The organism is Thermoplasmatales archaeon, from assembly GCA_014361195.1.
In the GTDB taxonomy this organism is placed as follows: domain Archaea; phylum Thermoplasmatota; class E2; order UBA202; family JdFR-43; genus JACIWB01.
The window spans coordinates 136,212-161,298 of record JACIWA010000003.1 but is presented as its reverse complement, the minus strand read 5'-3'; the positions used below and the strand labels follow the sequence as shown (position 1 = coordinate 161,298).

At 34.6% G+C, this 25,087-nt stretch carries 25 protein-coding genes and 1 pseudogene; 14 read left to right on the top strand and 12 right to left on the bottom strand.

The features are described 5' to 3' along the window. Complete coding sequence (locus H5T44_03320; protein MBC7081257.1) at positions 1-2,019, bottom strand: site-specific DNA-methyltransferase; 2,019 nt, start codon at positions 2,017-2,019, stop codon at positions 1-3. A gap of 320 nt (positions 2,020-2,339) precedes the next feature. Here H5T44_03320 and H5T44_03315 point away from each other — a divergent pair, with 320 nt between their 5' ends. From H5T44_03315 to H5T44_03305, 3 genes are all read left to right on the top strand, one after another. Continuing rightward, complete coding sequence (locus H5T44_03315) at positions 2,340-2,789, top strand: hypothetical protein (GenBank protein ID MBC7081256.1); 450 nt, start codon at positions 2,340-2,342, stop codon at positions 2,787-2,789. 108 nt (positions 2,790-2,897) lie between these two features. Next, entirely contained in the window at positions 2,898-3,092 is a 195-nt protein-coding gene (locus H5T44_03310) for a tautomerase family protein (GenBank protein ID MBC7081255.1), read from the top strand. 182 nt (positions 3,093-3,274) lie between these two features. After that, positions 3,275-5,140 (top strand): GNAT family N-acetyltransferase, encoded by a 1,866-nt coding sequence (locus tag H5T44_03305; protein MBC7081254.1) that lies wholly within the window; start codon positions 3,275-3,277, stop codon positions 5,138-5,140. A 27-nt stretch (positions 5,141-5,167) separates the two neighbouring features. Here the strand turns inward: H5T44_03305 and H5T44_03300 are convergent, their stop codons facing one another. Further along, entirely contained in the window at positions 5,168-5,713 is a 546-nt protein-coding gene (locus H5T44_03300; protein MBC7081253.1) for an Hsp20/alpha crystallin family protein, read from the bottom strand. Between the two features lie 137 nt (positions 5,714-5,850). On the opposite strand from H5T44_03300, the gene gcvH reads away from it, so the two are divergent. The 7 genes from gcvH to H5T44_03265 are packed head-to-tail and all read left to right on the top strand — an operon-like array spanning position 5,851 to position 13,958. Beyond that, positions 5,851-6,237 carry a glycine cleavage system protein GcvH gene (gcvH, locus tag H5T44_03295; protein ID MBC7081252.1) on the top strand — a complete coding sequence of 129 codons (387 nt, stop codon included), beginning with the start codon at positions 5,851-5,853 and terminating at the stop codon, positions 6,235-6,237. Next, positions 6,234-8,189 (top strand): oligopeptide transporter, OPT family, encoded by a 1,956-nt coding sequence (locus H5T44_03290; GenBank protein MBC7081251.1) that lies wholly within the window; start codon positions 6,234-6,236, stop codon positions 8,187-8,189. The genes gcvH and H5T44_03290 overlap by 4 nt, the downstream gene beginning before the upstream one ends. Continuing rightward, on the top strand, positions 8,179-8,484 hold the full coding sequence (locus H5T44_03285; protein MBC7081250.1) for a PqqD family protein: 306 nt from the start codon (positions 8,179-8,181) through the stop codon (positions 8,482-8,484). The genes H5T44_03290 and H5T44_03285 overlap by 11 nt, the downstream gene beginning before the upstream one ends. After that, positions 8,481-8,879: a thioredoxin family protein gene (locus H5T44_03280; GenBank protein ID MBC7081249.1), complete on the top strand. Its 399-nt coding sequence runs from the start codon at positions 8,481-8,483 to the stop codon at positions 8,877-8,879. The genes H5T44_03285 and H5T44_03280 overlap by 4 nt, the downstream gene beginning before the upstream one ends. A gap of 13 nt (positions 8,880-8,892) precedes the next feature. Then, complete coding sequence (gene thiI / locus H5T44_03275; GenBank protein ID MBC7081248.1) at positions 8,893-10,005, top strand: tRNA 4-thiouridine(8) synthase ThiI; 1,113 nt, start codon at positions 8,893-8,895, stop codon at positions 10,003-10,005. 20 nt (positions 10,006-10,025) lie between these two features. Then, a complete protein-coding gene (locus H5T44_03270; GenBank protein ID MBC7081247.1) occupies positions 10,026-11,012 on the top strand; it encodes a histone deacetylase in 987 nt (328 codons plus the stop codon). Positions 11,013-11,069: 57 nt separating this feature from the next. Continuing rightward, a complete protein-coding gene (locus H5T44_03265) occupies positions 11,070-13,958 on the top strand; it encodes an RND family transporter (GenBank protein MBC7081246.1) in 2,889 nt (962 codons plus the stop codon). On the opposite strand, the gene H5T44_03260 is transcribed toward H5T44_03265, so the two are convergent. Further along, positions 13,959-14,741 (bottom strand): class I SAM-dependent methyltransferase, encoded by a 783-nt coding sequence (locus H5T44_03260; protein ID MBC7081245.1) that lies wholly within the window; start codon positions 14,739-14,741, stop codon positions 13,959-13,961. A 38-nt stretch (positions 14,742-14,779) separates the two neighbouring features. Between H5T44_03260 and H5T44_03255 the strand changes: the two genes are divergently transcribed. Further along, entirely contained in the window at positions 14,780-15,538 is a 759-nt protein-coding gene (locus H5T44_03255) for a transposase (protein ID MBC7081244.1), read from the top strand. Here H5T44_03255 and H5T44_03250 read toward each other — a convergent pair. Further along, complete coding sequence (locus H5T44_03250) at positions 15,535-15,804, bottom strand: acylphosphatase (protein ID MBC7081243.1); 270 nt, start codon at positions 15,802-15,804, stop codon at positions 15,535-15,537. The two genes, H5T44_03255 and H5T44_03250, sit on opposite strands and share 4 nt — an antisense overlap. A gap of 85 nt (positions 15,805-15,889) precedes the next feature. On the opposite strand from H5T44_03250, the pseudogene H5T44_03245 reads away from it, so the two are divergent. After that, positions 15,890-16,227, top strand: a pseudogene (locus H5T44_03245) (hypothetical protein). On the opposite strand, the gene H5T44_03240 reads toward H5T44_03245, so the two are convergent. Together H5T44_03240 and H5T44_03235 are read right to left on the bottom strand one after the other, a co-directional pair. After that, positions 16,224-16,484 (bottom strand): elongation factor 1-beta, encoded by a 261-nt coding sequence (locus H5T44_03240; GenBank protein ID MBC7081242.1) that lies wholly within the window; start codon positions 16,482-16,484, stop codon positions 16,224-16,226. The pseudogene H5T44_03245 and the gene H5T44_03240 sit on opposite strands and share 4 nt — an antisense overlap. Before the next feature lies 1 nt (position 16,485). Further along, positions 16,486-16,647, bottom strand: a complete 162-nt coding sequence (locus tag H5T44_03235) for a DUF1610 domain-containing protein (protein MBC7081241.1) — start codon at positions 16,645-16,647, stop codon at positions 16,486-16,488. A gap of 48 nt (positions 16,648-16,695) precedes the next feature. Between H5T44_03235 and H5T44_03230 the strand changes: the two genes are divergently transcribed. Beyond that, positions 16,696-17,163 carry a DUF1947 domain-containing protein gene (locus H5T44_03230; GenBank protein ID MBC7081240.1) on the top strand — a complete coding sequence of 156 codons (468 nt, stop codon included), beginning with the start codon at positions 16,696-16,698 and terminating at the stop codon, positions 17,161-17,163. On the opposite strand, the gene H5T44_03225 is transcribed toward H5T44_03230, so the two are convergent. Genes H5T44_03225 through H5T44_03200 form a run of 6 tightly spaced genes read right to left on the bottom strand, consistent with a single transcriptional unit; the run spans position 17,152 to position 24,468 of the window. After that, on the bottom strand, positions 17,152-18,327 hold the full coding sequence (locus H5T44_03225) for a hypothetical protein (GenBank protein ID MBC7081239.1): 1,176 nt from the start codon (positions 18,325-18,327) through the stop codon (positions 17,152-17,154). The two genes, H5T44_03230 and H5T44_03225, sit on opposite strands and share 12 nt — an antisense overlap. Further along, a complete protein-coding gene (endA, locus tag H5T44_03220) occupies positions 18,328-19,269 on the bottom strand; it encodes a tRNA-intron lyase (protein ID MBC7081238.1) in 942 nt (313 codons plus the stop codon). Further along, on the bottom strand, positions 19,263-20,039 hold the full coding sequence (gene purQ / locus H5T44_03215; GenBank protein MBC7081237.1) for a phosphoribosylformylglycinamidine synthase subunit PurQ: 777 nt from the start codon (positions 20,037-20,039) through the stop codon (positions 19,263-19,265). The genes endA and purQ overlap by 7 nt, the downstream gene beginning before the upstream one ends. A 27-nt stretch (positions 20,040-20,066) precedes the next feature. Beyond that, on the bottom strand, positions 20,067-22,520 hold the full coding sequence (locus tag H5T44_03210; GenBank protein ID MBC7081236.1) for a PQQ-binding-like beta-propeller repeat protein: 2,454 nt from the start codon (positions 22,518-22,520) through the stop codon (positions 20,067-20,069). A 20-nt stretch (positions 22,521-22,540) separates the two neighbouring features. Further along, entirely contained in the window at positions 22,541-24,241 is a 1,701-nt protein-coding gene (locus H5T44_03205; GenBank protein ID MBC7081235.1) for a ferrous iron transporter B, read from the bottom strand. Continuing rightward, a complete protein-coding gene (locus tag H5T44_03200) occupies positions 24,238-24,468 on the bottom strand; it encodes a ferrous iron transport protein A (GenBank protein MBC7081234.1) in 231 nt (76 codons plus the stop codon). Before H5T44_03200 ends, H5T44_03205 begins: the two co-directional genes overlap by 4 nt. Before the next feature lie 117 nt (positions 24,469-24,585). On the opposite strand from H5T44_03200, the gene H5T44_03195 reads away from it, so the two are divergent. After that, complete coding sequence (locus H5T44_03195) at positions 24,586-25,086, top strand: Ig-like domain-containing protein (protein MBC7081233.1); 501 nt, start codon at positions 24,586-24,588, stop codon at positions 25,084-25,086. Position 25,087 lies beyond the last annotated feature (1 nt).

Genomic DNA, 25,087 nt, shown 5'->3' with positions numbered 1-25,087 from the left:
TTATCCCTCCACATTCACAATAAGTTCTTTTGAGGTTTCACCGCCAAATATATCAGTTATTTTTACGACAACCCTATATGTGCCCGCTTTCACATAAGTATTGCTTGCTTTTATATCCACTTTTCCTTCTCCAAGCTTTTTATCAAAACTTACAAAATCATGTTTAAAAACATTTCCATCATAATTCCAATCAACAGCCCAGTAGTTTATCAGAGGCAAGAAATATTTTTCTCTGATTTTATCGGTTTTTGTCTCTGATATTCTTTTTCTTATCTCTTCCTCCAGGTCTTCATACCCATGAGGAAGTCTTACCCAGAAATCTTTTATCTTTATTTCAACATTTAAACCATCTTTTTTTACTTCAAGTTGCACATATCCTGGCTCTACGAACCTCAAATTTTCTCTTACTTTTTCATCAAAAGCATATTCGAACTTAATAATTTTAGATAAATCTAAATTGTGTTTTTCAATTATTTCCTCAATTTTTTTAACTGGGGGAATGTGCAGAAGTTTAAGTTTAACATCCTCTCTCTCCCATAAATCTCTTGCTCTCTCAAATGTATCTGGTGCCCAGTCCCAACCGAGGATTACGAGAGTCCATCCATCCTTGTAGAAGGGGGTTTCCTTAAACTCTTTGATAACCTCATAAATCTCAGCAGGAGTTACAGGAAAATTTGCTTGTCCTACATGCACAATTTCTTTCTCTTTCTCTCTTATACCATGTAGATGTTCTAAGACTTGTTTCATAGGTGATGCTCCATAAAGATTCAGAATGAGACTAATAACATCAGCTCTGTTATCCATTTTATCCGTCATATAATTTGCAATAGTTATCAAGTAAAAAGGTCGGCAAGGTTTCCCATAAGGTTCTTTATCTTTACCACTCTTTCTTCCTAAGGACTTTGTATTTTCTATATCCAGAAGTGTTTTTCTTGTAAGATGAATTGCATACTTTGATATATCACAGCAAACCCATCTCCTCCCAAGTTTTTCGGCAACTCTTGCCAAAGTCCCAGAGCCAGAAAAGAAATCAGCAACGATATCACCTTCATTTGAAGAGGCAAGAACGATGCGTTCTAATAGGGCTTCGGGTTTTTGGGTAGGAAAAGCTAATAGTTCAGTGGCATGTAATCTTGCTACAGGAGTTATATCAGACCACCAATCTTCAGGAATTTTCCCTTTTTCATTTAAAATCGCTCTTTGCTTAAAGATGCCATGAGTTTTTCCTGTATCTAATTTAACATAAGGTATTCTTATCTCATCTGGATTAAAAATATAGTTTTCTGATTTAGAATATCTGTAGATTAGGTCATGTTTGTCAGGGAAATCACTTATTTGCCTTCCAGGCCCAGTGTAACACCACACAATCTCATTCCTAAAATTTTCTCTTCCAAAAATTTCATCCATCATAACCTTTACATAATGCGCCATTCTATAATCCAGATGAACATAAATTGAACCATCGTTTGCCAGAAGCTCTTTCATTAAGAGGAGTCTCTCATACATGTAGTTGAGATAAGATGAGATTCTCTCTTCTGGTGTTTTTCCACCCCACATATCTCTGTATGCAAGCTCTTCCATTATTGAAGGATTTTTTACCATCTCATTTTCTGGTATCAAATCTTTCCAGCTTTCAGGCATTGGAACCTTAAAAGAGAAATCAGCACCTGTTGCAAAAGGTGGGTCTATGTAAATAAGCTTTATTTTTCCTCTCAAATTTAGTATTTCACCATTTATGTTTATACCCTGAAGTAAAGAAGACATGGCAAGTTTGTTATCCCCCCATATAAGCAAGTTTTTCCAATTCTTCGGGTAATTTTTAGGCCAATCTCTTTCAGGAAACTCAGGTATCCATCTATCCAGAGTAGGAAGTTTTTTTATTCCAAGAAGCTCTATTTTCTGGAAGGGTAAATGAATTTTTTTTACTTCCCTAACTTTTCCGTAATATTTATCAACACTTTCTTTTGTAAAACTGTTTTCTCTTTTTCCATTCCAGATAAGCTCAACCCAACCGCTCATTAGTTGATAATCAATTTAAATATTAAAAAGCTTATGTTTAAACCTCTTTCCAACCAAATTTCATTATCTTTAACCCGTTGCTATATTTTTGCCCTTTTACAATAGTTTTTGTCTCGGAGGTTTTATATATTTGTTAATAGTTGCAAAAATAAGGTAGGTGATTAAATTGTCCGTTAGCTTAACATTTTATGGGGGGATAAATGAAATAGGTGGCAACAAGATTTTACTGAAAGACGATGATAAGAACAAAATTCATTTACTTTCGGAAAATACTGAATTTAACCAAAAATAATTTAAATTTATTTTATATCTATAAACAAATGACAAAAAAAGTTTTGGAGGCAGGTTTTAAACTTTTTCAGCCTTGGGCAACTGATGTGGTAAGGGGGAAATTGAATTTTCTTGTGCGTTCTATTCCAACAAAGAGAAGAGGGAGAGTGGCAGTTATTGCAACACGAGGCATAGATGATGTCTGGTTAGAAAATGCAAATGAAAGGGAAATAAAAGAAATAGAAAATAAAATTGGGGCGATAGGAAGCGTGGAAATAAAGGATTGCATAGAAGTTAAGCCAAACAAAGTCAAAAATAAATTGATTGAACTTGCTGGCGAAAAATATTGGAATTATTATCCAAAATATTTGATACCAGAAAAAACAAGAACTGGCATGGTTTACATCTGGATTTTAGATAAAGCAAAAGAATGGAAAAAGATAAAGGAAGTTGAGGGCGGAGGAATTGTTTGGGCAAAAATAAAACTAGAGGATGAATAAATCATAAAAACAGCAATGTTAAACTATTTATCAGAAAAATCTGGAAGATAAGAGAAGATTCTTCTGCGGCGCTAACAAAATATTTTAAATTAATCGTGTTTTTTGTTTATGCCAATAGTTCATGTATTTCTCTGGGAAGGAAGGAAAGATGAGGAAATAAAGGAAATGGTGAAGAAATTAACAAAAGTTTTCGTTGATATGGGAATACCAGAAAATGCTGTTGAAATTTTAGTGCATGATGTTCCAAAAACAAGATGGGCAATTGGAGGAGAATTTGCATCGGAAAAATTCCGAAATATTTAAAAAGGCATCCACACCCCTCCCCTCCTTTATATACCCGCAAAAATTTATTTTCAAGGATAAAAACCTGCATATAATAAAGCGCCCTAAAGCGGGCATATGCAGGATTGCATTCATCCCCCTCCTCTCTTTTTTGTTTTTCAGGTCTTAAAACATAAGATTTAAAAATGGATTTGCTTAAAATTATGGAAGAAAATTTCCTTAGTAGGTTTAAGAAAATTTATCCCGAAAAGTTTGTGGATTTAAGAAAAGCATTTTCAAAAATTCATAGAGGAGACAGAATATTTATTGGCACAGCTTGCGGTGAGCCGGTTTATTTGGTTAGGGAACTTGTTGCATATGTTGAGAGTTATCCAAAAGCATTTGTTGATGCTGAAGTAATACATATATGGACCCTTGGTGTAACTCCTTACACAGATGAAAAATTTAAAAGAAATTTTCGTCACAATTCATTTTTTATAGGAGAAAATACAAGAAAGGCAGTAAATGAAGGAAATGCTGATTACACCCCAATATTTCTTTCAAGAGCTCCTGATTTATTAAGAAGAAAAATTATCCGTGTGGATGTTGCACTGATTCAGCTCTCTCCACCTGATAAACACGGCTATATGAGTTACGGAATAAGTGTTGATTTGGTTAAAACAGCGACAGAAAATGCAGATTTGATTATTGCACAGGTTAATAAAAACATGCCCCGTACCCATGGAAACAGCTTCATTTATATAGAGGATGTAGATTTTATAGTCCCATATGATGAGCCATTGCTTGAATATAAACCCTCTGCTCCAGATGAGATATCTGAAAGAATTGGTAAATATGTTGCAAAGCTTGTTGAGAATGGTTCAACCATACAGGTTGGATATGGAAGCATACCAGATGCAGTGCTTTCAAGTTTGAAAGGAAAGAAAAATCTCGGTGTGCACACAGAATTGCTTACAGATGGTATAGTTAATCTGATGAAGGAGGGAGTAATAACAAACAGAGAAAAGTCAATTCATAGAAATAAAACAGTTGCATCATTCTGCCTTGGAACAAAAGAAACATATGATTATTTAGATGATAACCCTGATTTCGAATTTCATCCGATAGAATATACAAACAATCCGCTGATTATAGCGCAGAATAAAAAAATGACCGCAATAAACACTGCTCTCCAGATAGATTTAACAGGTCAGGCAACCGCAGAATCAATTGCTCACACATTTTATAGTGGCATAGGTGGACAAGCGGACTTTATGAGGGGCGCCCTGCTGGGGAGAGGAAGGAGCATACTTGCCATTCCCTCGACTGCAAGGAAAGGAGAGGTTAGTAGGATAGTCCCATTTTTGGAAGGAGGGGCTACATTGACAAGAGGAGATATTCAATATGTTGTTACTGAATATGGAATTGCATATTTGGAGGGTAAAAATATAAGAGAAAGAGCCATGGAATTGATATCTATAGCACATCCAAAATTCAGGGCATGGCTCCTTGAGGAGGCAAAGAAACATAATCTTGTATTTAAGGATCAAGCGATAATTCCAGGGGCAAGAGGTGAGTATCCAGAGGAGCTGGAAACATGGAGAAGAACTAAAAAGGGTTTAGAAATATTTTTAAGACCAGTTAAAATATCAGATGAACCTCTCCTAAAAGAATTTTTTTATTCTCTGTCTGATAATACAATTTATAGGAGATTTATGTCGGCAAGAACAGATATGCCACATGAGAGATTGCAGGAATTCTGCATTGTTGATTTTAAAAAAGAAATGGTTATAATTGCTACAATACCAAAAGATGAAAAGGAAGAGGTTATAGGGTTAGCTCAATACACAATAGATGAATCAAATTATACCGCAGAAATTGCAATGGTTGTGAGAGATGATTATCAAAATAAAGGGATTGGAAAAGAATTGGTTGGATATCTGGCAGAAATTGCAAAGAAAAATGGTTTGCTTGGTTTTACGGCGGAAGTGCTTGTAGATAACAAAGCTGCTCTTCATTTACTTGATAAAGTTTTTGAAACCGAAAAGAAATTGGAGAATGGAGTTTATAAAATTATAATAAGATTTTGATAAATAAAAATAGAGAAGGGAAGAGGATTACTTTATCTCTATTCTCTTTCCTTTCTTTTCTGCTTTTATTTTCTTGAATTCTATGTCAAGCACTCCATTCTGGTATGTTGCTTTCGCTGAATCCTCATCGACTTTCGCTGGCAGTTTAACCTCCTTATAGTATTTTCTGTCTTCTCTGTCAACCTTTATAACCAATTTGCTGTCTGTTATTTCAAGATTAATGTCTTCTTTTGTTACACCAGGAACTTCCGCTGTTACGCATATCTTATCTCCTTCCTCTATGACATCTACAAGTGGTTCTCTTGCCATCTCTTCTATGCCAGTCCTCGGCTTTATATTTCCAAACTCCTCAAATTGAGGTTTGCCATCGGGTCCAACTCTGAAACTCCATCCGTAAATAAACGGGCCTCCTTCCTTAGCTGGTATATTTCCTTCCATCGCGTCTTTGAGTAACTTGTTGATGCGATGTTGCATTTTTCTGAATCTCTCATCGAATTCCTCGAATATATCGTCAAATCCCCAATCATCAAACCAGTCAAAGGAATCCTTTTCCTTATCCTTTTTCCTTACCATTTTAACCACCTCAAATATATATATGAAGGTATATAAATATTTTTCTATCAAATTTTATTTTGCCTCACTTCATGCAAATGAAATTAAGAAGATATAACAATTCAAAAAGATTAAATTTGTGTTAGCATTCCACTTATATGGAGATTAGAGAGAATTTGCTTTATACAAAAACGCATGAGTGGATTCTCAGGAAAAATAGCATTGTTAGAGTTGGAATAACAGATTATGCTCAGGATAAATTGACCGATGTAGTATATGTTGAATTACCTGAAATTGGAAAATATTTTAAGCGGGGAGAGGTTGTTGCAACTCTGGAATCAGTTAAATCTGTTTCCGAAGTTTATGCTCCAGTCAGCGGGAAAATTTTCTCGATAAATGATGCACTAAATGATGATCCGGGATTGATAAATCGTGAGCCATATGATAGTGGTTGGATTTTTGAAATAGAAATGGAGAATGAAGAGGAGTTAAAAGATCTTATAAATCCGAAAGATTATGAAAAAATTCTGGAGGGAGAAAAATGAGTAGGGAAAATTTTAAGCCTCTTATACCAGCAGAAAAAAGCGTTGCGGAGCTCACTTTTAGAGCGATTGCGGTAGGGGCTCTACTTGCAATAATAATGGGTGCTGCAAATGCCTACCTTGGCCTATATGCAGGGATGACTGTTTCTGCTGCTATTCCTGGAGCAATAATGGCTCTCGCTCTGCTAAAACCATTTAAACCAACTGTGCTGGAAGTAACACTGGGAATGATGGGGGCTGCAGCTGGCGAGGCGCTTGCTGCGGGCGTGATATTTACAATTCCCGCTCTTGTTGTGATTGGGGCATGGCATGAAATACATTACTGGGAGACAACACTAATTGCTCTTGTTGGTGGTGTGCTTGGTGTGCTATGGATGGTTTTGCTAAGGAGAGCATTGATAGTAAAAACAGATTTACCATTTCCTGAAGGTGTAGCGGTTGCAGCGGTTATAAATACTGCTGTTGGAAAAGAAGGAAAGGGGAGTAGTTTTTGGATGCTTGCGGGAGCAATTCTTGCAGGCGTAGTTAAGCTATGTCAAGTTTCATTGAACGTTTTCAAAGGAAAAGTTGAGGAAATTTTTTATGCGGGTAAATATGGAGTAATGGGAAAATCGAGCGAGGGCTACTTTTATGGAGGAGTTGCAGCATCACCCGCCCTTCTTGGAGTTGGATATATAATTGGTCCAAAAATATCCGCTTTTGTTTTTGCTGGCGGATTGCTTGGATGGGTTATTATTACTCCCCTGATCATTCTTTCTACTGGCTTGCCATCTGGAACACCAGCACTTGAAGGATTTATGGAAGTGTGGAGTAGTTATGTTCGCTACCTTGGTGTGGGGGCAATGGTTGTTGGTGGGCTTTATACAATATGGAAATTAAGAGAAAATTTACTTCATGGAGTTAAGGAAGCGGTTGTAGGGCTGAGAGGAAGGACGGTGGAAACTAAAAAGAGAACGGAGCATGACCTAGATATAAAGAAGGTTTTTGTTACCATAGGGTTGCTTATTATCCCAATTTTCTTGATTTATGGATGGCTAAGCAATATGTATGCGGTAAGTGCATTTATGGCGGTAATTCTTGTATTTCTTGCTTTTGTTGCATCCGCAATAGCGGGCTATATGGCGGGCTTACTGGGCTCATCAAATAATCCAATTTCAGGTGTAACTGTTGCGGTCCTTTTATTTGTTAGCATATTGATGCTTGCATTTGGAGTAACTGGCTATGAAGGAATGACAATTGTAATAGGGATGGCGGCGGTTGTATGCTGTGCCGCTGCAATAAGTGGAGATGTGCTTCAATCAATGGCAGCGGGCCAGATGCTCGGCGCCACCCCCTGGAAACAGCAGGTTGCGGAAATTATAGGCGTGGCTGCTGCTGCTCCTGTTCTTGCAATTGTAATACAGGCATTGGATAAAGCATATAAGATAGGAAGCGCTGATTTGCCCGCTCCACAAGCATTCCTTATGGGAGGAATTGTTAAGGGAGTTATAGGAGGAGAAATTGTATGGCCATTTGTAATAGCGGGTGCATTTCTTGCAATAGTTCTTATTCTTATGGATATACCTGTTCTTCCTGTTGCAATAGGAATTTATTTACCTTTTACCCTTACTGTTCCAATACTTGTGGGAGGAATTGTCAGGGCAATAGTGGATAGAAAGCTTAAGAAGGAAGGAGCGGAAGAGGAGGAAGAGATGAGCGACTGGGAAATGGCTATAAAAGAGACAGGAATAAAACCAAAAGAAAAAGCTCATAGAACTGGTTTGCTTTTCTCTGCGGGCTTAATAGCGGGAGAAGCTTTAATGGGAATAATAGGGGCATTTTTGATTATATTAAGGGTTAATTTAGGAGTTCTTGAGGAAGCACCCGCATGGCCTGGAATGATTGTTTGGGGTTATATTGCTTTCTTGCTTGGCTATATTGTTATAAGGGAATTCAGGATTGCAAATGAAGGATGATTCAAGGCCAATAAGAAATGTTGAATGGTTTGAAGAAGAAGGGCTTGTAAGGCTTAAAATAATTAAATTTAAGAGTAAAATCGGAAAAATTTTTTGCAAAATTTTAAAAAGGCCAGATTATTTCATTGTAAATCTTGATGAAATTGGTTCATTTGCCTGGAGGAAATTTGACGGGAAAAATAGCGTTGGAGAGATAATGAAGATGATTGAGGAAAATTACGGGAAAGAAAAAGCGAGTGGATTTCCTATATTTATAAAAATGCTTGAAAGAAATGAATATATAAGATTAGAATGAGGAAAATTTTATTATTTTTTGTTTTTATTTTACTTCTTATTGGGTGTTTAAAAAAAGAGATGGGGGAAATTTTGTGGGTTAATTATGAAAAAGGGCTGGAAGAGAGTTTAAATGAAAATAAGATAGCGATTCTTGATTTTTATGCGGATTGGTGCGGGCCATGTAGAAGGATGGAAAATGAGACTTATAAAAATAAGGAAGTTATTGAAATGATGAAAAATTTTGTTGCAATAAAAATTAACGTGGATGAAAATCCTGAAATTGCGAATTTATATAGAGTAAGCCAGATTCCAACAATAGTTTATTTAAAAGATGGAAAAGAAGTTTATAGAACTATTGGATATAGAAATGCAGAGCAATTTTTGGCGGATATGGAAAAGGTTTTAAAAATGTGAGATTTGTTTATTAATGATAATTGTTCATTATGGAGAAATAGGTATAAAAGGAAAAAACAGAATTTTTTTCGAAAAAAATTTGGTTAGAAATATAGAGGAAATGCTTAGAGGTGTTAAAGTAAAGAGAGAGCATGGAAGGATAATAGTTGATAATAGCGAGAAGGCGAGAGAAATTCTCAAAAATATTCCTGGAATTGAAAATTTTTCTTTTGCAATTGAAGCGGGGCTTGAAATTGATGATTTGAGGAATAAGGTTTTGGAAATTTCTAAAAAAATGGATTTCTCAAACTTCAGGATTTCAACAAGAAGGGAGGATAAAAATTTTCCATATACTTCTCAGGAATTAAACGAAATTTTGGGAGAGGAGATAAAAAATAAGTTGGGTAAGAAGGTAAATTTAAAAAATCCTGAGCTAAACATATTCATTGAAATATGTAAAAAGAAAGCATATATTTACACAGAAAAAATAAAAGGAATTGGTGGATTACCTGTTGGAAGCCAAGGAAAGGTTATATCTCTGATTTCTGGAGGAATAGATTCGCCAGTTGCCTCCTTTCTTATGATGAAAAGAGGTTGCAAAAACATATTTCTTCATTTTTATAATGAAAATCTTGTAGCTTATCCAAAAAAAATTGAGGAAATAGCAAAGATACTTTCTAGATTTCAGGGTAAAAGTAAGGTTTATTTTCTTCCATTCGCAGATATACAAAATGAAATTATTTCAAATATAAAAGCAAGTTACAGGATGATAATTTATAGGAGAGCAATGATGAAAATATCAAATGAAATTGCTAAAATGGAAAACGCGAAGGCAATTGTAACTGGTGATAGCATCGGACAAGTTGCTTCTCAAACAATTGAAAATCTCGCTTCTATATATGAAGCATCTTCATCGCCGGTTTTTTCTCCACTTCTAGGGATGAACAAGAATGAAATTGTTGATTTAGCAAAAAAAATTGGGACATATGAAATTTCTATAAAAGAAATGCCGGATTGCTGTTCGTTTTTGGTTGCAAAAAATCCCGCTACGAAAGCAAGAATTGAGGAAATAAAGGAAATGGAGAAAAGATTAAATGAAAAAGTTATTGAAGAGGCAATTGAAAAGGCAATTTGCAAAAATTTTTAGTTTATTATATGTTTATCTTTATGACCCTTGTAATTTATTCAGATAAATTTCTGCTTCATGATAATCCAACGCATGTTGAAAATGCATCTCGAGCAACTGCAATAATCAATTTCCTAAAAAAAATGCCATTCTATGATAAATTAAATTTAATTGAGCCAGATGAGATAAGTGAGGATGAAATTGAAAAAGTTCATGATTCAGAGATGATTAAAAGGGCCAAAAAAGTTGGATGGCTCGACATGGATACTTATACAAATGAATTCTCCTATGAAGTAGCAAAACTTGCTGCTGGAGGGGCAATCAAGGCGTGCGATGAAATAATTGAGGGAAAAGATAGGAATGCTTTTGCAATCTTGCGCCCGCCCGGCCACCATGCGACGAGGCATGCGTCGATGGGTTTTTGTATTTTTAATAATGCTGGGATTGCTGGGAACTGGCTTGCAGAAAAAGGGAAAAGGGTGCTGATTTTTGACCACGATGTGCATCACGGGAATGGAACGCAGGATATATTTTATGAGAGATGCGATGTCCTTTATCAATCAATTCATCTTTACCCTCATTATCCTGGAACTGGAAGAATAGAAGAAGTAGGGACTGGGGAAGGGGAAGGATATACAGTTAATGCTCCTCTCCCATATGGAAGTGGTGAAGGGTGTGTTAGAAAAATTATGGATGAAATTATGATTCCAATTGCAAAGGAATTTTCACCAGATTTTGTTATAATTTCTGCTGGATTTGATAGCCATTATGCAGATCCACTGGGAGGACTTGCTCTAGGAATAAATTTTTATGGAGAAATAATAGAGAAATTTAAAGGGGTTCAAGAAAAAATTGTTTGCTTGCTTGAGGGAGGATATTTAGCGGATAATCTTGCAAGAGGAGTTGCAATTGAAATAAGTCATCTTGTTGATGAACCAATAAGTTTTGAGGAGAATGTAGGAGGTAAAGAATGCGATAGAATAGTTGAGGAAATAAAAAGAGTTATGAAAAATTATTGGAATTTATGAAAATATGAAAATTATGATAATCACAATAAAGTTAAATATCTGGAAGTTATAAACCATATGCTAGATAGGGTAGGAAGATTTGTTGAAAAAAGGACAGTAACAATTATTGCAATAGCTATCCTAATTACATTGATATTTTCATCATTCCTTCCTTTTATAAATATGAGTACTTCTCTTAATGATTTTCTTCCAGACAGTGAAGTTGTGAGGGCGGAGAGAAGGGTTAGGGAATACTTTGGAGATAGTTCAAGTGCAATAATGGTGTATATAGAAAATGACAATGTCTTAAAACCCAGCTCCTTAAGAGAAATTTATAATTTCTCAAAAGAAATTGGAAATTTTAATTGTTTAAGTATTGCGGGACTTGTTGATATAATATGCAATATTGAATATGGAAAAAATTTGATAAATTGCTCTGATGAAGAAATAATTAATGCATTTCAGGATTTGATGTATGAAAAAAGTTATGAAGAAATAAAAATCGGGGAAAATAAAAAAGATGGGGCAAAAATTTACTCAGCATATGTAAAGGAAAATGATACTAAGATTTTTTTCTCAATTGAATCTTTTCAAATCCCAAAAAATTCATATAGGCAAGAATACGAATGGTTTATAGAATTCAATTCTAAAATAGGGGATAATTCAGTCCCCTATAAGATATCTGCAAGAGATGATTTACTACCCATATGGGTATTTGGGGCGGGTCTTAAAGAAAATTTGAAGAAAAGGGATAAAGAAGAAAATGTTTACATATGGGTTTTTAGCAATGGAACATATTTCCCTGTAAAACTAAATGAGAGCAAATTTTACACATCAGGAAATAGAGTGGTTATTGAAATTGATAAGGATGAGCTCGGTAAATTTGGTATAGGAAAATTTGGAAGCATGGAGCTTCCTTCAAAGCTAACAGAGATTAAAATAGGTTTAAGAAAATATAAATTTCCCTGGTTCGGTTTTGCAATAGATGAAAAGATTGTTGGAATGGATTTCTTGAATCACAACATTTCATTGAAGGACATTGATAAATTATGGTCAGAAATTGATTCATTAAATTCTTCTTTTGTTTTATTCTTAAAACCGGAATTCATGGATGAAATGAAAAATTCCGCTCTGATGATTTTATCAAAAGATTATGAAAAAATGAAGGCAAAATCAACAATTGTTCTTTTCCAGATAAATTCATCAGATTTTGATTCTTTTTATGAGAGATTGAGAAATATAAAAAGAGAAGAATTTAAAATAACTGGAGAAAAAATAATATCAAATGAAATAAATGAAATGACTGATAAATCAAATAGAATAATAGGGATTGGAATATTCATTGCAATAGCATTTCTCCTGTTTTTAGATTTAAGGAAGATATCTTATGTTATTCTCTCTTTCGCTGGTCTTTTCATTTCCTTAATATGGACTTTCGGCACAATGTCCATTCTTAATATAAATTTTAATGCCCTCTATGTTGCAATAATGCCTCTTATAATGGGGCTCGGTGTGGATTATTCCATACATCTTTTCCATAGATATATAAATGAAAGAAACAATGGAAAGAGGGCGGGCGAAGCAATAGCGAATGCAATAGCAAATACGGGCACCGCCTTATTTCTTGCAACAATTACAACATGCATAGGCTTCCTATCATTTCTTACCGCAACAATTCCTCCTCTAAGATATTTTGGTTTTTTATGTGCAATTGGAATAATTTATACTTTTATTGTAACAATTACACTTCTTGCTTCAGTGAGATATTTTATTGATAAAAAAGATGATTTTGGTTTATATGAGAAAAAATCTTTTTCCTTTGATTTCTTGATTAAAAAACAAACAAATTTTGTTGTTAAAAAACCAAAAATTGTCATTTTATTTTTCTCTATTTTTACAATTATAATGCTCTTCAGTATGGGAAATGTAAAAACAGGTTTCAGGATAGAGGAATTTTTACCAGAGGAAAGCCCATCAATAAAAACTTTAAATAAGATAAATGAAAACTTTCCGTTTTTCATTCAGAGCGAAGATTACATAATAATAGAAGAAAATGTTACTAAATTAAAGACATTAAAAGAAATTAAGGAAATGCATAAAAATATGAAGGATGATGAATTTATTTTAAAAACTCCTGATGGTGGAATAAAGGTTTTGTCCGTAGTTAGCTTAATTGAAGATGCGGTAAAAAAGAATAGAACAATTGCGGAAAAATTTAATATAGGCGAGGATGGATTGCCGAAAAGCGATGAGGATGTAAAAAACATTTATGACTATTTATATGAAAATAAGGAATATAAAAATGAAATAAGGAGAGTTTTGCATAGAAAAAATGGGGAATATGATGCATCTCTCATAATAATTTATAACAATGCAATTTCATCTGGTGGGGATGTAAATAAGAATATAGAGAAGTTTTATAATCAATTGAAGGAAGATATATTAGGAAATGCAATAATTACCGGCCCAACCATATTGACATATACAATAACATCATCGCTTGTAAAAAATCAAATTAAATCAACTCTGATATGCATAATACTTTCCATAATAATTCTGGCAATAATATATAAAGATTTTATTCTCGGGTTTTTAAACATTCTTCCTGTTGGAATTGCTTCAATATGGATAGTTGGTAGCATGGCATTGATGAATTATTCTTTAAATGTTATGACAATAATGGTAACATCTCTTACAATTGGCTTAGGAATAACTTACTCAATTCATATAACAGATAGATTCAGAAAATCAGATAAAAGCAAAGAAAGCATGTTTGAAATTCTCTCCTCCACCGGCTCCGCCATAGTTGGGGCAGCTTTAACTACAATTGCGGGCTTCTCCATGCTCATTTTCTCGCCTATGCCACCAGAGAGGCAATTTGGAGTGATAATGTGCTTGACCATCTTATACTCCTTTATTGCATCCATAACATTGCTTCCATCAATACTTTTGTTGAGGAAAAAATAATTATTCCTTTATTCCTATTGCATAAAATTGGGGGAAGAAATTGAATTCAATTCCTTCTTCAATTGATTTTAAATGCTCCCTTTCCCATTCCTCTATTTTTTCTTTGCTTAAACCTTCCCTCATCAAAACATTTTCATAAAAATTTTTTGCTCTTAAAAAGGATAATCTATCCTCTTCGCAAACCCATATCCTTTTATTCCCTAACCCTATTTTTGTTTTTAATCCCGCTCTAACAAATAGCATTCTTAATTTCCTCCCTATATATGGATCCCCCCCTCTATTTTTTATTGCTTTTCCTGAAAATATCTCATCAACTTCTGGAAATGGTGGCCAATGCACCTTTCCACCGAAATCTGGTTCAAGAGTTGCAACAACTTTACCTCCTTTCTTTGTAACTCTTGCCATTTCATTTATTACTTTTTGTGGATCCTTTACCCACATAAGAAGAAGATTGCAAGTTACAATATCAAATGTTTCATCTTTAAAAGGAAGAAAATGGGCATCCGCTATGTAGAGATTAACATTTCTTACGCCTTCCAGCATTTTTTTTGCTATTTCAAGCATTTCAAAAGAGTCATCAATTGCAATAACCTCGCCACTTGTATGAGCACAAACATCTCTTGTTACCGCTCCTGAGCCAAATCCAACATCAAGAACAATTTTAGCATCCTTTAAACCCGCTTCAACATAAATTGGGTGCCTTTCTTCTGCTGTTTCCAGGGCCTGTTGCTCAAGCTTTCTTATAAATGCTTCCAGCTCTTCCTTTTTCCTGTTCAATGGCATTAACCAAATATTTTTTTATCTATTTAAGTTATTCTCCTATGCTCTGTATAATTTTCTCAAAAGAAGATGAGGCAAGCATCAACATTTCAAAATTTATATTGCGAAGTAGAAAATGGAGGGAGGAGAAAGGATTGCTTATTTCAGAAGATTTTTTGCTCTACTTTATAGATGATTTGCACATATATCATGATAATATTGATAAGGAGATAGAGGAGAAAGGATATAGAGTGGATACAATAATTTTTGCATCTCGCCATTCATCGTCTCAAAATAAAAAAACTTTAAGCGTGCATGCTATAGGAAACTTTGGAAATGCGGAATATGGTGGAAAAAATGGAGAGATAATCAAATGCAACCCTTTCCTTATGCTCAATGCGATTAAAACTCTGAAAGAAAAAAATCTCGAAAGTTATGAAGTTTGCTATGAAGCAACACATCATGGCCCATATCTTGAAAAACCCTCTTTTTTTATCGAGATAGGGAGCACAAGAAAGGAGTGGAATGATGAAAAAGCATGCCAGGCGGTGGCGGAGGCGATTCTTGAATTTTCCGAAGCTAAGGAAGAGGCATTTTCTGCGATAGGAATCGGGGGCGGGCATTATGCTCCGCGCTTCAGTGAAATTGCTATTGAAAAAAATGTTGCTTTTGGACATATTGCCCCTAAATATGTGAAAATAAATGATGAAATTTTGTTTAAGATGAAGGATGCAACACCTCATTGCAGAAAAGTTTATTTACACGGCAGAATAGAAGGAATTGAGGAAAAAATTAAAAAAATGGGGCTAGAAATTGGCTAATATTTTATTCTGAAATCTTTCTCACCCTTTGGCTCTTCTTCATTTATTTCCACTCTTTCTACTCTTGCAAGAGGAGGGCCGTGATGGCACCATTCAATCATTTCCTCTATTCTCCTTTCATCTCCTTCAAAAACAGCCCATACACTCCCATCAGGCATATTTTTCACCCACCCACACAAGCCAAGTTTATCCGCCATTTCTTTTGTATGAGCCCTGAACCAAACCCCCTGAACTTTTCCATATATTCTAACACTTACCCTTTTCATGAAAATTTTATAGAAGAAAGGTATAAAAAGGCATTGCATTAATTGATTAACCAAATAATATAAATATGTTTTAATATATTACATCATGGAACTTCCACCTGAAGCACAAACAATAAAAGTTTGAATAATGTTGCGGGAATAATAGCGCTCATATTTGCAATAATATTTTTAGTAATAGGTGTAGTTACCCTAATATTACTTGTAGGAATAATTTTCATAATTTTTGGAGTAACTGACTTCATTATAAGAACCAATATAAAGGAAATAAACACTCTAATAGATAACAAGGATTACAGGAAGGCAAAGGAGAAACAGCTTTTGTGGGTTATAATAGGATTTATATTAGGGGGTTTTATAATAGGGATAATATTGCTAATTCCCTATCTAAAATATGATAAATTACTTAGGAAGGAAAATATTTAAATCAAACCAACTTCTTCAACTTCTAAGCTCTCTACTCCTTCTATTTTTTCCAGTTTTTCAACTACTTCATCAGGACTTTGATCAGGCATTATAATTGTTAATAGCAGAGCGTTCAATCCGAATGCTACAGGAATTATTTCATGCCTTACTATTTTTGCATAATCCGGCATGATTTTTTCCGCTTGATATCTAATTTCTTCCAGATTTATTGAGATATCAGATGGCATTAATTTTATTTTTACCGCTACTTTTCCCATGTTATGGCCCCTCAAAACCACATTCATTACATTTATATTTTGCAGAAAGAGCTCTGCAATTCCTGCATCTCTTTATCAATGCCCCGCACTCCGGGCAGGGAAACTGAGAATGCCCTTCTAATGTTAGTCCTCTTCCGCAACTTATGCATCTACCTTCAAGCATGTTCTGTTATGAGAAATAAGTATTTAAATTTTGAGAAAATTAATTTTAATGTTTAAGAATAGGCATGTTTTAAGAAAAAAAGAGGCGAGAAAAATTCTTGATGAAATAGAAAATCAGCTTGATTGCAAAATAGAAGGTGAGGTAGAAATTGCAGATTTCAAAGATATGAAAATATTGCTTATAAATAAAAAATTTGTTGCCTTCTTTATAGATGAAAGACTTTTTTTGAATTTAGCGGGCTTCCGAGCATATAGTCCAAAAAAGAAATACTTAACGGTTGATGATGGCGCAATAAAGCATATAGTGGGCGGGGCGGATGTGATGGCGCCTGGAATAATTGAGATGGATGAGGAGATAAAAAAGGGAGATATGGTCTGGGTTAGAGATGCAAGAGGTAATCCAATTGCGGTGGGTAAAGCTTTAATGGATGCGGAAGAGATAAAAAAGAAGGGTAAGGGAAAAGCGGTTGAAAATATTCATCATTTGGGAGATGAGATATGGAGGTTAAGTGTTTAGTGTGATTTCATCCCATGCTTCTGCATTTCCTTTTAAAGCAACCGCCTTTACAACATGCATTTTTCCGTCATTTATGGATATCTTGAAGGGTGGTTCATTTTTAATCTCATAGAGATCACCATCAACATAAAAAATAACTTTTTCCGCATTTTCTACATATGCAATTATTTCCCCACTTGAGTATCTTAAGTAAATAAATAGCTCTTCCATTGGAGGAAGAGGGAGAGATAGGGTATATGCTATTGCCCTCCTCAATATCCACCAATTATAGCTCATATTTGTATTATTTCCATTAACCCATGAATAAACATATCTTGGAACCCCATATATTGAGATTCCAAAAAACTCATAAACACTTCCATTCATTCCACATGGTATTTCTGGGTGGGAGCTGAATACAATAACTTTCCCATTTCCATAAAATGTTTCAGCAATTGAGTACTGTCCTTTTATATCAGTTTTAATTTTTTTATAAGGAATCCATTTCCCCAACCATACCCAGTAATGCAATGGTGCTACCTCCATCGGCTCGTCCGCATAAATTGCAATTCCTTTTGCTTCTCTCATTCCATACATTCCTGGGCCTCCACCATAAGTGATGTATCGATATGAAAGATTTTCAAAAATTGGATGAGGAGCTATTATTTCATTTTTCAAAGGTATCCTTGAATCGCCTATTTCTTTCCATAGATATTGCCATTCCTCATCTTGGTCATCATTTATATATGCATCAACTATTTTAAGGCAACCTGAATTTATAATAAAATCAAAAAAATGTTTTGGTTTTTCATATCCTTTTGAAACAATATTTGCTCCCCCACAAATCCCTATATATCCTCTCCCGCTGGCTATAAATTCCCTAACTTTATCTCTCCATGTTTTACTCAATCCATGAAAATACTGCCTTCCGCTTGCCCCTATTACAAGAATATCATAATCTTTCAAACCATCATTTACAACATCCTTATAATCAATTCTTTTTGCAGAAATTTCATATCTAATTCCATCTTCTTCCCATGCATATTTAAAAGCTCTCTCTACAAGTCTAACAGAAGGGGAAATTGAGTCATAAATTGCAACCTTTATTTCTCTCTTATCAATTTTTGAATGAGCAAAGCTTGGTAGCATGAGAAATGCAATAATAAATACTGCAATTTTTTTCATTTATGGGGTAATTCTTTTTATTCTTATATATTTTATCTCCTTCCCAGCAACCGCAAATATCATTTCCTTTTTAACAGACTGAGCAAGCCTTACCGCCCTGCTTATCTCCGCCCATGTTGCGGTGTAATTGTTTTTTATAACATGAACTAGATATGGAGCATGTTCTTCGATTTTTCCATCATAAACCCTGAAATGTGAGCCAAATTTGAATCCTGTTTTGGGAAGCTTTCCTTTATTCTTCAAATCTTCATAAATTTTCAATCTTTCACTTATATCTGGCTGAATAGTTTTTGCATTCTTTATAAAATCCTTTAAAGATATTGGATCACCATTTTTAATAAGATTTGCCCCATTCTTCGCCATATATGCACTTTCCATTAAAGAAAGTTGAGAATATTTTCCAAAATCCCTCCCGATGCCTTCTTTCCTTATTTTTTTTATCAATTGCTCATCAAAAACAACACTTCTGTCATTTAGCACCACTATATTGCCCTTATAATTCTCTTTTTTCTTTTCTCCTTTCATTTCAAAAAATTTAACTGAGTAATAGGTTAAATCTCCTTCTTCATCAACAATCCCGATTATTATTTTTTTATTAGATTTAGAAAGCCAATCAACAATATCTTCTATTTTGAATCTTGCTCTTTCAGAAATTGCCTTTACAATAAATGATGGCTCTGCAGGTGGTTTTTTTCCACGCTCATATAAAAGAAAATCATCTCCAATTTCCGCTATATAGCCACGCTCCCTTAAATCACGATATACTAGATACTTTATTTCAAAATCATTGAAAACACAAGTAGCGTGCTTTAAAAATTCTTCAAAATCAACTTTTTTTCCATCAATTGCTACTTCAGTCTTTCCTTTCTCAAGCAGATAGCATGCCTCGATTAGGCTCATTTTATTTTTTTCTTCCACAAAATTACCCCTTATTCTTAACATCTTCTTTCTATATACTTAATTATTCCTTCAAATATACCTTTTCCATCCCCGCTCCGCCAATTAATGTTTTGCCACCTATAAAAAGCTCTCTCAGGATGGGGCATCATTCCAAGGATATTTCCTTGAGGATTTGTTATTCCCGCAATATTTGCATATGAACCATTTGGATTAAATGGGTATGCATCTTCTTTTCCTTCCGAATTTACATATCTAAAAACAACTTGCTTTTCATTGACTTCTTCCCCATATTCTTCATTTTTAAAAATCAATTTTCCTTCCGCATGAGCACATGGAATCAAGCAAACTTTTCCTTTCTTAATGTTCCTTGTTAGCTTGCAATTCCCTTCATGCCTCAGCAAAGTTTGTCTGCACTCAAATCTATTTGAATCATTTGTTGCCAAACATGCTTCTGGCTCCTCACTTATTCCATTAAGAGCAGGAAGAAGACCCAGTTCAACAAGTACTTGAAATCCATTGCAAACTCCAGCAATTGCATATCCTTCATCAACATATCTTACAAGCTCCCTGAAAACACTCGCTTTAAGGCGAGATGAAAATATTGCGCCCGCCCTCACATAGTCGCCCGCGGAAAAACCGCCTGGCAAAAATATGCACTGGTAGTCCATCAAGCTCTTTTTTCCGCTTTCAAATTCCTTGAGATGCACATATTCCGCATTTACTTTGAGGCGAAGAAAAGCATTGAGAGTTTCTTCCTCGCAGTTTGTTCCTTCCATCCGAAGAATTGCTACCCTTATTTCATTTCTTTCCACAAATGTAAATTAAATTGATATTTAATTTTATTTTCTTCTCCTGATAAAAAAGATGGCTATAAGGAGGATGGCAATTATTGCAATTAAAATTATGAATGGCGATCCATTCCTTTTCTCTTTATTTAAAATTTCTATTGTTTCAGCATCCATACAATATATTTTTCCGTTTGCGGAAAAAATTATCTTACCATCTATTGCAACAGGTTTTGATATAGGAGTTGTGATATAGTTATACAAACCTTGAATTTCATGAGAGGGTGAAAAGCTGAAATCAACTTTTCCACTTTTATTTATGGCATAAAATCTTCCATCTGTTGAAGAAATAAAAACTTTATCTCCATATGCTTCAACTCCTTTAAGAGATGCATTTGTGGTAAAAATCCATTTTATCACTCCATCTTTACCAATACAATACAAATTTCCATCTAAGCAGGCGGAATAAATTTCTTCCCCGATATCTATATCTATAACACCCCATCCAGTGGTATATTTCCATTTCATTTCTCCATCCTTATTCAAGCAATAAATCCCATCTATTGCCCCAACATACACATTATCTTCTACCATCAAAGATAAAATTTTTCCATTTGCTTCATAGCTCCATTTATCGCAATAAACTTTATTTCCCTCTACCCAATATATTTTATCCTTGTATTTTATCAGTTCATTGCTTGTATAAACCCTATCACCTATCTCAATATCCTTTCCTCCTTCTCCCTTCCATAAAGCTTTTCCATCAATTGAAAATGAGTAAGAATTTTCATCTGTTGAAACGTATATTATTCCATTTTTTATCTCTAAATCATTTATTTCTTCACCAAAATCTTTCTCCATTATCAAGCTACCATTTTCATTCAAAACATATAATGTTCTGCCATAATATCCATATACATTTTTCCCATCGCTTTTAAGATTTGCATGTTCATGATTCTTCTCGCCAAACTCAAATGCCCATAACAATTTTCCTTCCCTTCCTTTACCACTCGCCCCTTTTTCAAAATTTGGAGAGAAATTATAAGCAACGCCATCAATTCTAACCCATCCAGCGGGCGGAACATCCACAACACCTTTCAGTTTGCTCAATGAAGATGTGTTCCATACATATATAGGGTTTCCAAAAAATGCCCATAGAGAATTGTTAAATATTAAATTCCCGTCTGTTATTTTGCAATCTGTTGTAAAATCAGTTATTGGAGGAGAGGACATTATTTTCTTAACAACTTCTGCATCTATTTTACCATAATATTGATTTCCAAGTTCTTCAAATTTTATATCTCTTTCTGAAGGTGTATAAAAAAGGGTGTAATACTGGTAGCCAGTTGCATTAAACAAAATGTGAGCGAGCCTGAATAGAGGAGCTTTAAGAACTTCATATCCTATGATATCTCTTCTCACCCTGAAATCAAAAGGATTGTTTGCACTCCATAAAAACCCATCTTTTTTCCTTATGATATTATAATGATAGAGGCCGAATTCAAAAAGTGCTATTTCCTTTTCTTTTGCATCCGCTATAAGCCATTGAGCATTCATTACACCCGTATTTCCTTCAAGAAGATATTTTATTACATCGTCTATACTGCTTCCGTATTGAATAGCCATTCTTGCCCTTACTGCAAGAGGCAAACCTCTCAGTTTAAAAACTCCTTGTATGAAAGTTGTTTCAATCATTGCAATGCCCTCATCATTTTGCCAGAAATCTTCGTCGCTCCATATATAACCAGGAGAAGTTGAGATAATCAAACGATGGCCATTGCTCGGCTCTATATCAAGTATTACATTCCATCTCTGTGCAATATAATAGCTATACCACCATCCCCCGCACCATACACTATCGCTTATAACAATATTTCCATCTTTTGTTGCATTCCCAACCGCTGCGAAGCCATTGCAATGATGAATTGGATAAAATGAGAGGGCAAATTCATAGAAATCTCTGCTAGAAAAAGAAAAGAGATTAAAAATATCTTTTAAAAGGTGAAATCCTTTTGGAAAATTCGTCAATATGCTCATCAGTTCATACATTTCATTGAGGGTTAGTATATCTTCATATGTCACTTCCTTCCCATATACTTTTCCTCCTCTTGCTTTTACCCCATCCGCTATTCCCCTTATTTCTTCCTTATATTCTTCTGGATAATATGGCCAAAATATTCTCATCGAAAGTTTTTTACACCCCTCCCACCATTTTTCTGATATTTCCTCATATCTTGATGAATTTACATCAACTGGTAAATATTTAATAATAAATGGACAGTTATGAATAATATTGCTCCATCTATAAATCATATCTATTATTTCTGCATACAATAAATAGCCATGCTGATAACCTCGCTCATAGGCATCGCCTTCTATATGAACATATATCCATCCCTGAATATTATACCTGCAAGCATTACTATAAACACTATTTCCCTCTAAAGGCAATTCATAATTAATTGGGGTTATAAATAGTAAGGTTAGGAACAATGGGAGAAATTTCATAAATGAAATATCATGGGGTTTTAAATAAGTATTGTCTTCATAATAAATCCAACAAAAAGTGCAGTGAATAGCATTATTGCCACTGTCTTTATTGCATCCTTTCCCAGCTCCTTAAATAAAACCGCAAAAGACGCAACACACGGGAAATAAATTGTAAGCACGGTCACCGCCACCACCATTTGAGGGGCGGTGAGGTTGAGGGGCATCAGGAGGCCAACCGCCAGATCTTTTCTAAAAAATCCTATGAGTAATGGGAAAGCTGTCTCGCCGGGTAATCCAAATATGGGTTTCATAAATGGAGAGAATATGCTCGAGATTTTTGAAAATAGGTCTAAAGAGTAGAGGATAGTTGTTATGAAAACACCTGTGAAAAGCCATGGGAGGGCATCTGAAAGATACCATTTTATTCTAATCCATGTTTTTTTGAAGATTGAGGAAATGCTTGGTAGCCTATAAGGAGGAATTTCTAAAAATATTTCAATACTTTCTCCTTTTAAAAATCTGTTTAGAAGCAAACCACCAGTAGTATAGATTGCTCCCAAGGTTAAATAAACTATTGCTATATATTTTATTCCATATCTCCCTAAGAGAGCGAAGATCATTGCGGTCTGTGCCATGCATGGAATTGCTATGCTTATAAGAGTTATTGCTATAAACCTCTGCTTTTTTGTATCAAGTATTCTTGTAGATAGCAAACCAGGAACATTGCAACCCAAGCCAAGAAAAAGAGGTATTACGCCCGAGCCGTGCATTCCTAAACGATGGAAAATATTGTCTAATAGCGTAGAGAGGCGGGGTAAATAGCCAGTGTCTTCAAGTATTGAAAGAATTAGGTAAAAGGAAAATATATAGGGAAGAACAATACCAAAAGGAACATACAAGCCTGTTGTAATTATCCCTAAGGATTGCATGAAATCTATTTCTCCATCAATTAATTTTCCCACAATGATATCGTGGACTATTCCTTCTCCTAAAAAATTGCTTATTTTCATCACAAATATCTTGTAGAACCAAAAAATTGGATCAAAGAAATAATTTATCAAAGTTTCTCCTAGAAGTCTTACTGATAAAAAGGAGATAATTAAAACAAAAATTGCTATTGGCAATCCAGTGAGTGGTTTTATTGATAGCTCAGATAATCTATCTCTTAAAGTATGGTGGCGATGTTTTACTTTTTGAGTATTTTTTATAATTCTTCCTATCTCAACCCATTTTTCATCATCGCTTGTCTTTTCTCTCTCCTTAACCTTCGCATCTTTAATTCTTTCTACCAATTCTTTTATTCCTTCTCCAGTCAATGCCACCGTTGCAACAACAGGCACACCCAATTGCCTTTCCAATTCTTTTAAATCTATTTCAATTCCTTTGTGTTTTGCTTCATCCCATAGATTTAAGGCAACAACAATCGGCTTTTTTTCTTCAATAATTTCCAGTGTAAGAAATAAATTCCTTTCAAGATTTGTTGCATCAACAACATTTATTATCAAATCTGCTTCTTCCATAATTTTTTTTGCAACTTCTTCCGCTTTATTTGAAGGAGTTAAGGAATATGTGCCAGGAGCATCTATAATTTCAACCTCTTTTCCCTCTAGCCTCATTTTCCCTTTTGTGAAATCAACTGTTGTGCCAGGATAATTGGATACTACTACATTTGCTCCAGTGAGGCGAGAAAAGATTACGCTTTTTCCAACATTTGGATTGCCCATTAAAACTATCTTCATTTTATCTCAACAAATATTTTCATTGCCATTCCTCTTCCAATACTTATTTCCCTTCCATCTACCTCAACAACTATTGGCCCACCAAAGGGATGAGATGCTATTACCCTTAAATTTTTTCCTTCTCTTAGTCCAATACTCCTTATTCTTCTCTTTAGGCCAAAACCTCCTTCTATGGATGCAATTATTCCTTCTTTTCCAGGTTCTAAATCAACAAGAGGTATTTCCACGGCTCTGAAATTTATGAATATTTAAAAATATTTCGGCTTACCTAAATTTTAGGTATTTTGCAATTTTAGGCGAGTTGATTAAAAAAAAATTTATAAATAATTTTTGTATATACTTTTATGAGGAAAGGGAGGAATTTGTTTAGAGATAAAAGGGGGATAGAAGGTTTGCCAATGTATCTGATAATAATAGTTGTAATTGCAGTTGCAGTTCTTGCAGCAGTTCTCGCAATGATGAAATATATAACATTTGATAAGCCAATAGAAGCAACCTGTACCAAGATCACAGGAAGTGGAAATGTGATCAGTGGCGAAGGTTATTTGGTGAGGGTAAAAGCGAAAGGAATGGAAAGGGTGCTGAACATTGATTTTACCGCAGAGATAAAAGTATATGAAAAAAATACCAATAAGCCAATTAGTGGTGCAACAGTCACAATCAGTGGGGCGGGGACCGCAGGAAGTAACAAAACAGATGCAACTGGGGTTGCAAAAATAAACATCAAGGGTGCAAAACTTGAGGAAAATCAAGAAGAGATTTACATGAGAATAGAGGTAAAGGCATCTGGTTATCAGAGCTTTGTTGATGATGAAGGCATATTAATATTAAGAGTTTCATCGTAGA